Annotated in this window: 7 protein-coding genes; 5 read left to right on the plus strand and 2 right to left on the minus strand. The window is 45.6% G+C overall.

Features of this window, described 5'->3' with window-relative positions; translation table 11 throughout:
• Together amaB and AC37HE_RS09060 are read left to right on the plus strand one after the other, a co-directional pair.
• Positions 1-1,425, plus strand: a 1,425-nt coding sequence (amaB, locus tag AC37HE_RS09055; RefSeq protein WP_500782508.1) for an L-piperidine-6-carboxylate dehydrogenase, incomplete at its 5' end; no start/stop codon positions are given.
• 18 nt (positions 1,426-1,443) lie between these two features.
• On the plus strand, positions 1,444-2,802 hold the full coding sequence (locus AC37HE_RS09060) for a saccharopine dehydrogenase family protein (RefSeq protein WP_500782509.1): 1,359 nt from the start codon (positions 1,444-1,446) through the stop codon (positions 2,800-2,802).
• A 92-nt stretch (positions 2,803-2,894) separates the two neighbouring features.
• On the opposite strand, the gene AC37HE_RS09065 is transcribed toward AC37HE_RS09060, so the two are convergent.
• A complete protein-coding gene (locus tag AC37HE_RS09065) occupies positions 2,895-3,623 on the minus strand; it encodes an energy transducer TonB (protein WP_500782510.1) in 729 nt (242 codons plus the stop codon).
• A gap of 257 nt (positions 3,624-3,880) precedes the next feature.
• Here AC37HE_RS09065 and AC37HE_RS09070 point away from each other — a divergent pair, with 257 nt between their 5' ends.
• Positions 3,881-4,801, plus strand: coding sequence for a DUF1338 domain-containing protein (locus tag AC37HE_RS09070; RefSeq protein WP_500782511.1), 921 nt, complete (start codon positions 3,881-3,883; stop codon positions 4,799-4,801).
• An 80-nt stretch (positions 4,802-4,881) separates the two neighbouring features.
• Here the strand turns inward: AC37HE_RS09070 and AC37HE_RS09075 are convergent, their stop codons facing one another.
• Positions 4,882-6,165: an MFS transporter gene (locus AC37HE_RS09075; RefSeq protein WP_500782512.1), complete on the minus strand. Its 1,284-nt coding sequence runs from the start codon at positions 6,163-6,165 to the stop codon at positions 4,882-4,884.
• Between the two features lie 570 nt (positions 6,166-6,735).
• Between AC37HE_RS09075 and AC37HE_RS09080 the strand changes: the two genes are divergently transcribed.
• Both AC37HE_RS09080 and AC37HE_RS09085 read left to right on the plus strand, forming a co-directional pair.
• Positions 6,736-8,289 (plus strand): SDR family NAD(P)-dependent oxidoreductase, encoded by a 1,554-nt coding sequence (locus AC37HE_RS09080; protein WP_500782513.1) that lies wholly within the window; start codon positions 6,736-6,738, stop codon positions 8,287-8,289.
• 29 nt (positions 8,290-8,318) lie between these two features.
• Positions 8,319-8,930 carry a trimeric intracellular cation channel family protein gene (locus tag AC37HE_RS09085; protein ID WP_500782514.1) on the plus strand — a complete coding sequence of 204 codons (612 nt, stop codon included), beginning with the start codon at positions 8,319-8,321 and terminating at the stop codon, positions 8,928-8,930.
• Positions 8,931-9,604 lie beyond the last annotated feature (674 nt).

The raw sequence follows: 9,604 nt of genomic DNA on the forward strand, positions 1-9,604 counted from the left end.
CCTGCTGATGGTCACTTAATTGCCCAAGTCAAACAAGCTACACTCGACGATTATAAGGAAGTGGTTAACAAAGCCCAGTCAGCCTTTCTTCAATGGCGTAAAGTTCCGGCTCCGGCTCGTGGTGAAGTTGTTCGTCAAATCGGATTGGCATTGCGCAAATACAAAGAACCTCTCGGGAAGTTGGTTGCCTACGAAATGGGCAAAATTCTGCAGGAAGGTTTAGGCGAAGTACAGGAGATGATAGACATCTGTGATTTTGCAGTTGGCCAATCGAGACAACTATACGGATTTACCATGCACAGCGAACGAAAGTCGCACCGAATGTATGATCAGTACCACCCGTTGGGCCTTGTAGGAATTGTTTCGGCATTTAACTTCCCAGTTGCAGTCTGGTCGTGGAACACCATGCTGGCTTTGATATGCGGTGATGTTGTTCTTTGGAAGCCATCCTCCAAAGTGTTGTTATGTGCTATTGCCGTCCATCAGATCATCGCCAAAGTTTTAAAAGACAATGCTGTTCCCGAGGGAGTGGTCAACCTGGTTGCGACCAGCTCAAAGTATTTAGGGGACGAACTTTTTAGCGATCGAAACATTCCGCTTATTTCATTTACCGGATCGACCAAGGTCGGGAAAAAAGCCGGTGCCCTTATTGGAGCTCGTTTGGGTAAAGCAATATTGGAACTTGGTGGTAACAATGCCATTATCGTCACAGCAACTGCCGACCTGGAAATGGCGATGCGTGCCATTATTTTCGGAGCAGTAGGCACCTGCGGACAGCGTTGCACATCCACCCGGCGAATCATTGTTCACGAATCAGTTTTCGACCAACTGAAAGAAAAGCTACTGGCCGTTTATAAAAGCATATCAATTGGCAATCCGCTCGATCCGCAAACATTGGTTGGTCCGCTAATCGACAAAAATGCCGTACAAAATTATCTGAATGCCCTGGCAAGGGTAAAAGAAGAAGGAGGAGAAATATTATGCGGCGGTACCGTTAAAGAAGGCAGCGGATACGAATCTGGCTGTTATGTGGTTCCTGCTATTGCCGAGGTTGAAAACCATTACGCAATTGTTCAGGAAGAAACATTTGCTCCCCTGCTCTACCTCATTAAATACAAAACGATGGACGAAGCAATTGCCCTACATAATAACGTTCCCCAAGGGTTGTCCTCAGCGCTATTTTCAACAAACCTGATGGAAACGGAGCGTTTTCTGTCCTGTGAGGGCTCCGATTGCGGTATTGCCAACATCAACATCAGAACATCGGGTGCTGAGATCGGCGGAGCTTTTGGTGGCGAAAAAGAGACTGGCGGAGGTCGCGAATCAGGTTCGGATGCCTGGAAAGCTTATATGCGACGCCAAACCAATACCATCAATTTTGGTACAGAATTACCGCTGGCTCAAGGAATCCGTTTTAATGTCTAATGCTTAATCTGCAGGTGTATGAAAAGAATTCTGATTATCGGGGCAGGACGCTCATCTTCGAGCTTGATCGGGTACCTCTTAAAACATGCCAGTGTGAATGACTGGGAAGTAACCGTAGGGGATCTAGACCCTTCTTCGGTAAGAAATAGAATTGGCCCCGAGGTCCACCTCATCCCTTTTGACATACTTCAGGAGGAAGCCAGTGAGAAGGCCATTCAACAAGCCCATCTGGTTATCTCAATGCTCCCTGCTAAGTTTCATATACTGGTAGCCAAATTGTGTTTGAAGCACCGAAAAAACCTGCTAACCCCGTCCTATGTAAAAGAAGAAATGAAAGCATTGGAAGTCGACATCAAAGAACAAGGCCTTTTCTTCCTGAATGAAATGGGGCTCGATCCGGGCATTGATCATATGTCTGCCATGCGTGAGATCGACTCTATCAAGTCATCCGGAATGGAACTTCTGGGCTTTGAGTCTTTCACCGGCGGCCTGGTTGCTCCCGAATCAGACGACAACCCATGGCATTATAAACTCACCTGGAACCCACGTAATGTTGTGCTGGCCGGACAGGAAGGGGCCGTGAAATTTCGGCAGGAAGGGAAATATAAATACATTCCTTACAACCGGGTGTTCCGACGCACTGAGCTAATTGAAATTCAGGGATTCGGAACTTTTGAAGGCTATGCCAACCGGGATTCGCTCAAGTATATTGATCGCTACCAACTACAGGGGATCCCAACGATATATAGGGGAACACTTCGCCGACCAGGATTTTGCCGTGCCTGGAATGTTTTAGTACAGTTGGGCATGACGGATGACAGTTACCAGATGGAAGGCCTCAGCATGATGAGCCGACGCGATTTCACCAACTCGTTCTTATATTACCACCCAAGCGACTCGGTGGAAACAAAGCTTTTTCACGACCAAAACATTGCGCAGGATTCCGAAGTCATTCCAAAATTAAAGTGGCTGGGGATTTTCGATCCGGAGCCAATCGGGCTGGAACGTGGAACACCTGCACAGGTATTGGAACACCTGCTGAAAGAAAAATGGAAATTGTCGCCAACAGATAAAGATATGACCGTTATGTGGCATAAATTCACCTATCGGAACAGGGGTACAAAAACAGTCACGGAGAAACATCTTTCGCTGGTTGTAACCGGAGAAAATCAGGTGAATACAGCCATGGCAAAAACGGTCGGACTTCCGTTGGGCATCGCCGCCAAACTAGTACTTTCGGGAGCAATTAAGCAAACCGGACTTTTCATTCCAACAATACCGGAGATTTACAATCCGGTTCTAACCGAGTTGGAGGAATATGGGATCAAATTCAACGTACACCAGAAACAACAAAACATGACCGAACAACAATATTAGTACAAATCAAAATAAACAAACACCGCAAATACCTTCTTACGAACAGGCCTTTGCGGTGTTTGATTCGGGATTCAAAACCCCAAATTATTGTTCTACTGCACTTCCTCAATTAAATCAGCGTAGCCATCCAATTCGTTATAGATCCCGGCTACAAACATGAGATTATCGATATCCGTTTTTTCTTTCACGATCTTCCAGTCAGCAATAGCACCTTCACGATCACCGAGTGCATAACGTGCATAGCCTCTCATAACCAACAAATTGGTATCATACGGAAGAAACCGGATTCCAGTATTCAAATTAGACAATGCCCGACGAGGATGATTCTTGGTGTAAAGTAACTTGCTTCCTCTCATGAAATACGACCTGGCTTTTTCTGTAAAATCGGTCAGATGCTCAGGATTACCGTCCTCTGAAATTTTGAGTGCTACTGCTACTTCACGTTGCATCGCTACAGGTCCGTCATTATTAAGCCCGGGTTTCCACATGCCGTCAGTCGTTCTTAAAATTCGGATAATTTCATCATCCATTTCAGATGATACACTATTAATCACTTCAAAATCACTCAGGCTTCCGTCTGTTTTAACGGTAAACTGAATAACCTCAGTACCTTCCTGCCTAAATTTCAAATCCTGCTTCGGATATTGAATATTGTCAGCAATGTAGCCCTCAATTGAAATACTTTGAGCAGGTTGAATATCCTGTTGTACTCCGGTGAATACCGGGGGGCTAACCTCAATATCACGCTCCATAACATGATATTGAGCTGATACTCCCAACGAGAGTATCATGAAGAAAAAGAAAATGATACGTGTTTTCATGGCTCTAATGTTTAATTGATAAAAAAAACACGGAATTGACTGATTACTAGAATTAAAGGTAAATCAAAAAGAAAACCAAGACCTATCAAATATGTCCAGAAAGATGTAATTCTTGTACTATTGCTTTCAAATATGTTTCAATTTTTAGTCATTCACTGACAAGGCTATCATGCGCTGGATGAATGCACCCAATCACTGTCAACTAATCGACCAATTTCATCGTACAACTACAAACAGTTAATCCAAAAACAGATATCATGAAATTGAATGCAAAAGAAATTCTCACGCGATTATTGGATGCCCTTTGGCAACAGTATATTCAGCGCGTGCCTTATGCAAAAACTTACGCCGAACTGGTCGAAAGTAAAGGAGGTACAGTCGTTAACGACCACATTGCTTTTCGAACTTTCAACACGGTAACCGGTAAGCAACCACATGGCATTGGTGCAATCTGGCACATTCTGGATGCCCTTCAGTATAAACCTGTTTCAAACTACAATTTTACAGAGAAGAAACTTCATGCCGTCCATTTTGAGCACCCCGACAAACAGTTTCCAAAGATTTTTGTCAGTCAGCTGGAGGTGGGAGAACTTCCACAATGGGCGCAGGATTTGATTAACGAACATGTAAAGAACACTCATTATCACCTCTCCGAAATTGCCTGTTTGGATCTACTGGAGCTACACAAAAATGAAGAGTTGGATGAGTCGGCCGTCAAAAACCTGGTTCGCGAACTAACCCATTATTTTGCCCGACCTTGGGGAGTTCCTATGCAGGAAAGCGTTGAAAAACTGAATGAGGTTTCACAGTATGCAGCGTGGACGCTGTTACACGGTAATTCGGTCAACCACTTTACAGCATTTATTAATTACCAGAATGTAAAAGAATGGCCTGACTTGAAAACGACTTGCGATGCACTGGCAGCCGCCGGTATCCCGATGAAAGATAAAATTGAAGGACAAAAGGGCAGCAAGCTACAACAATCGTCCACACAGGCTGTAACGGAACAGGTTGATGTGATCAAACCTGACGGATCCAAAGGACAGATTCCATGGAGCTACGCTTACTACGAACTGGCCGAACGCGGGTTCATTGAGATCGATGGTAAGCCTGTGCAATTCTCAGGCTTCCTGGGGGAACAAGCCACCCATTTATTTGAAATGACGAAGACCCAATAAAAAAATAAAAGCCTCAACGCATGTTGAGGCTTTTTTCCGTTATGGACAACGGGTTATAGATAACAAACTCCCGTCGGAGTTTACTCTGTTCTTTCTTTGAAATCGCCTAATGTTTTAGAGAAAATAAATATGGCCAGAATACCCAGCAACATATGAGCAGCCAGGGTGTACATGATATATTCCGGTTTGCCGGCTTCCTCGTAATAGCCCATTAACCAGGTATAACTACCACTTAAGGTCGCTCCAACGAAGGTTGCCAAAAAGTTCGTCCCCATGTAAAGGCCAGCCTTCTCTTTCGGAGCAATCCACATAATATATTCCTGAATACGTGGTGAGGCAATCATTTCACCAACAGCAAATAAAAATACACCTAAGAATACCAGGTTGTTCGACACAGTTATCGACATAGCTAAAACCACAAAAGAAACTGCGGCAACAAAAAGCCCGAACATAAACGAGCCAATAGCCGGTCGTTTTTCGAAGACTTTAGACACCATTAATTGAAATACGATGATTACATAACCGGTTTGAGAAATTGCCTCGGCATTAATTTTCCAAACCCCGCTATCGTTGCTCGAAATAAACTGAGTAACCGCAGTTCCCAGCACGCCACGAACAGATTCGTACAAGGCATTCGTGTTCATATAATCGTTGATGTAAACTGCCAAGGTATTGAAGAATGCCCAAAACGGCAGCCAGAAGAATACGCCCAGCAAAACCAGGAACAATAGAAATTTTAAATCGGAGAGCGCTTCTCCCATATCGCGAAACTTCTGCTTCAAGGTAACACCTTCCAGGTCTCGTTTAGGTTCTTTGTAGAAAAACAAGGTGATCAGGAACATTACACCAATGGTTGCAGCAGCAGTATAAAACACGTAATCCCATGACCAGCCACGAAGCTTGCCCATGATGATCGGCCCGAAGGAAGCACCGATGTTAACCATCTGGTAGAAAATTCCGAAGCCAAGCGTCTTGTTGGTTGAATCGGTGGTTGCCCGAACAGTTGATGATACCAGGGGTTTGAATATACCTGCAGCAAAACCAATTGTCAGCATCGACAAGGCGATGCCGTTAAATGACTTGGTCAAAATCAATAACAAAATGGATGGCAGATATGCCAGATAAGAAATCAACAGCATTTTTTTGAAGCCATAGCGATCGGCAAAAGTTCCCGAGAACAGTGGCATCAGGTACGACAGGGCCAAAAAGATACTTTGAATGATTCCCAGGTCGCCTTTGGAGAAACCCAGTTCTCCAAGGTAAATACCGAAACTGAGATAAATGCCGTAATAGGCAAAGCGCTCAAGCACTTCAATTCCGTTAGCGACCCAAAATACCCTTGGGAATTTCGTTCTTTTACTCATAGTCATTTTATTCAGGATTCAATATTGCTTTTTTCAAAGGCGGCCAAGGTAACGAATAAAAAGACATATTTTCCCGACATTTCGCAGCTTTTGGTCACTTCCTGCTGAAGTACCAGAGTCCTTTTATAAAACAGCGAGTATCTACCCCAAATAAATGGGGCATATTCTTCAGTTATTCGAGTTTCAAGTTTCAAGTTGCTGGTTACTGGGACTGAACACTGCGACTGATCAAGGTTCCTGCCTGCTCCCTTTTGAAATTTGGAATTTAAGACCTGGAGTTTGAGTCAACTTGCATCGAGGGGCAAGGATTTTGAAGCTCTTTAAATCCTTCAGTCCATCTATCCTTCAGTCATTATATCTGTCATTGGTAGAACAATTGAATTTATTTTCCAGCTCCATTCCTCGGGGTAGTCGGTCCTCCATCAGAACATGCAAGATTACAGACAAGCCATCAAGAGCGATAAATTCCCTGACATTATCCAGTGTTATTTTTCTCGCGCACAATTTTTTCAAAAGAAGTACAACAAGTCAGAAACTCAATTACATTTGCGCCAAATATGTATGGTAAAGATGGAGAATGACAAAACGGTGAAACAGGTTCCGGGAACCGAGGAAGTTGAAAACTGTATTTCGGTATTAGAGTATTTGCTGGAAAACGGCGACCAACTTATTCACTTAAGTGAGGAGCAACGCATTAAATTAATGAAAGCTGCCGGCCAAATTACTCGTCCCGACCGGGAGGAGCGAAAGAAACGTAATAAAGGCTTAAAGAAAGTGAAGAAACAGGAACTTTCGGAGATCAACAGGAAGGCCCGTGCTGCATCGAGCATCCGTACAGCCCGTCTGGCCAGTGTATTCGAAGCACCGGAGCAGATTGCATTGGAGGAAGCCCAGGAAAACACCGGCAAACACATTTTGACCAGCGAGCACAACTGCTATGTTTGTAAAAAGAAATATACCGAAGTGCACCATTTTTACGATGCCATGTGCACCGAATGCGGCGACCTGAATTATCAAAAGCGTTTCCAGACCTGCGACCTGACAGGACAGATCGCCCTGATTACCGGATCGCGCCTGAAGATTGGCTATCATGCTACGCTCATGATGTTACGATCGGGAGCAACCGTAATAGCCACAACCCGCTTCCCGGCCGACTCGGCCATTCGCTTTGCCAAAGAAAAAGATTTTGCCGACTGGGGCGACCGTCTGCACATTTACGGGCTCGACCTGCGTCACATTCCGAGCGTGGAGCTTTTTGCCACTTACATCGAGCAAAAATACCATCGCCTAGATATTCTGATCAACAACGCAGCCCAAACGGTTCGTCGTCCTTCAACTTTCTATGCCCATTTAATGCCGGCCGAAAACCGCTCGTTCCACGAACATTCAGCCGAAGTGCAGCAATTATTATCGCATCACCAGGAATGTTTAAAGGAAATTGACTATTTCAATCAGCCGGAAGGTGAACACCAGAAGGCGCTATCCGTGAACTGGAACAGTCAAACACCAGGGATGGGAATCAAAGCCTCGGCACAACTATCACAAATTCCGTATCGCATAGACAACTCACTGGATGTAGCAGAAGTTTTTCCGGAAGGTAAACTGGATGCCGATCTGCAACAGGTCGACTTACGAAAAACCAACAGCTGGCGCCTCCGCATTGGCGAAGTTACCCCGGTTGAAATGATGGAAGTGCAATTAGTCAACTCCATTGCGCCATTTGTTTTGTGCAATCGCCTTTCGACCTTAATGCGTAAAGATTACACCGGTAAAAAACACATTGTGAACGTGTCTGCCATGGAGGGTAAGTTCCACACGTTCCGAAAGGAAGATCGTCATCCACATACCAATATGGCCAAAGCGGCACTCAACATGTTAGTACACACCTCGGCCAGCGATTTGGCGAAGGACGGTATTTTTATGAATGCTGTGGATACGGGTTGGGTAACCGATGAAGATCCGGCTGATATCGCCAAATACAAACAGGAAGTGCACGACTTTCAGCCACCGCTCGACATTGTTGACGGAGCAGCCCGCGTGTGCGATCCGTTTATCGACGGCATTAACACCGGTAAGCATTGGTGCGGCAAGTTCCTGAAAGACTATTTCCCGATTAGCTGGTAAAAATATCCGGCTTTTACTTTCTTTGCGGCATGGATTTGTTGCTTCTTTTCGACTACATCGGAACCTTTGTTTTTGCCATCAGTGGTACACTGACTGCAGCCAACAAACGACTCGACTTTTTCGGGGCTACAATGATTGGCTTTGTGACTGCCGTTGGCGGTGGATCGCTGCGCGACATCATGCTGGGCGACACACCGGTAGCCTGGATGCGGGACCTCAACTACTTCTGGCTGATTATTGCCGGTGTTTTGGTGACCATCGTCTTTGGCAAAGTGGTGATGACGCTAAAAAAAACACTCTTCCTTTTTGATACTATCGGGATCGCTGTTTTCACCATCATTGGAATGAAGAAGGCACTCCTTATGGGCATTAATATTCCCATGGCGGTAATGATGGGGCTGGCATCAGCCGTGGTGGGCGGTGTTATCCGCGATACCCTTTGCAACGAATTGCCGCTGATTTTCCACCGCGAAATTTATGCAACAGCCTGTATTGCCGGGGCACTCATCTATTTGCTTCTAAACTTTCTGGGGCTGAACGAACACATCTGCGAATTAGCAACTGTGATCAGCATCATCGCCATTCGGATTGTCGTTGTGCGTTACGATATTGCCTTGCCCAAAGTAGAACTTAAAGAGTAACCGGCAGGTCGTTAAAACTCCTGCAATACCGGCTGCCAGTCGGCCAAACGAAGCTCCTGTGAACCGGCAACTGACCCTGTATGCCCAAAGGATGCCGCTGTTAGCCAGCTGCGTTACCCTGTTCTCTAAAAATCCGCCCTGTTACAATTAAAACCTCCCTGTTGTGATTCCCCGGAATCATGTCTGTTTTTTTATGTCCCGCTGCAATTGGGGGTGCCCGGTGTATCCTCGAGGTAGGGCAAAGCCGCATTTCGACCAGGGCAAGGCCTCCCTCGGGGGTGCATTTTGCTGCCTCGAACCAGGGTAAAGGTACCCTGTAGGGTGCTCAGGGCACACTACAGGTAGGGCAAGGGCACCCTTTAACCTGGGCACGGGCACCCTCGAAGGAGTATTTTGCACCCTCCGACCAGGCCAAGGCCACCCTCAGAGAGTGCATTTTGGACCCTCGAACCAAGGCAAAGGCCACCCTGTAGGAGCAGCTGATTCAGCTGAATCAAGCTTGTTCCCACTTTTCTGTGAAAGTCTTCTTCAAAATGCGTTGAAGAGGATCGATTCTGCTCCAATAAATTTCCGCTAGCCTTACCAGGCGGGTTTTCATCTTTGGCTTGCCCCAAAGACGAAACAGAAAACGCAAGGCTGATTTTTATCTTCAGGTATCAGCTCCTGAAAGCTAA

The organism is Mangrovibacterium sp., from assembly GCF_059905295.1.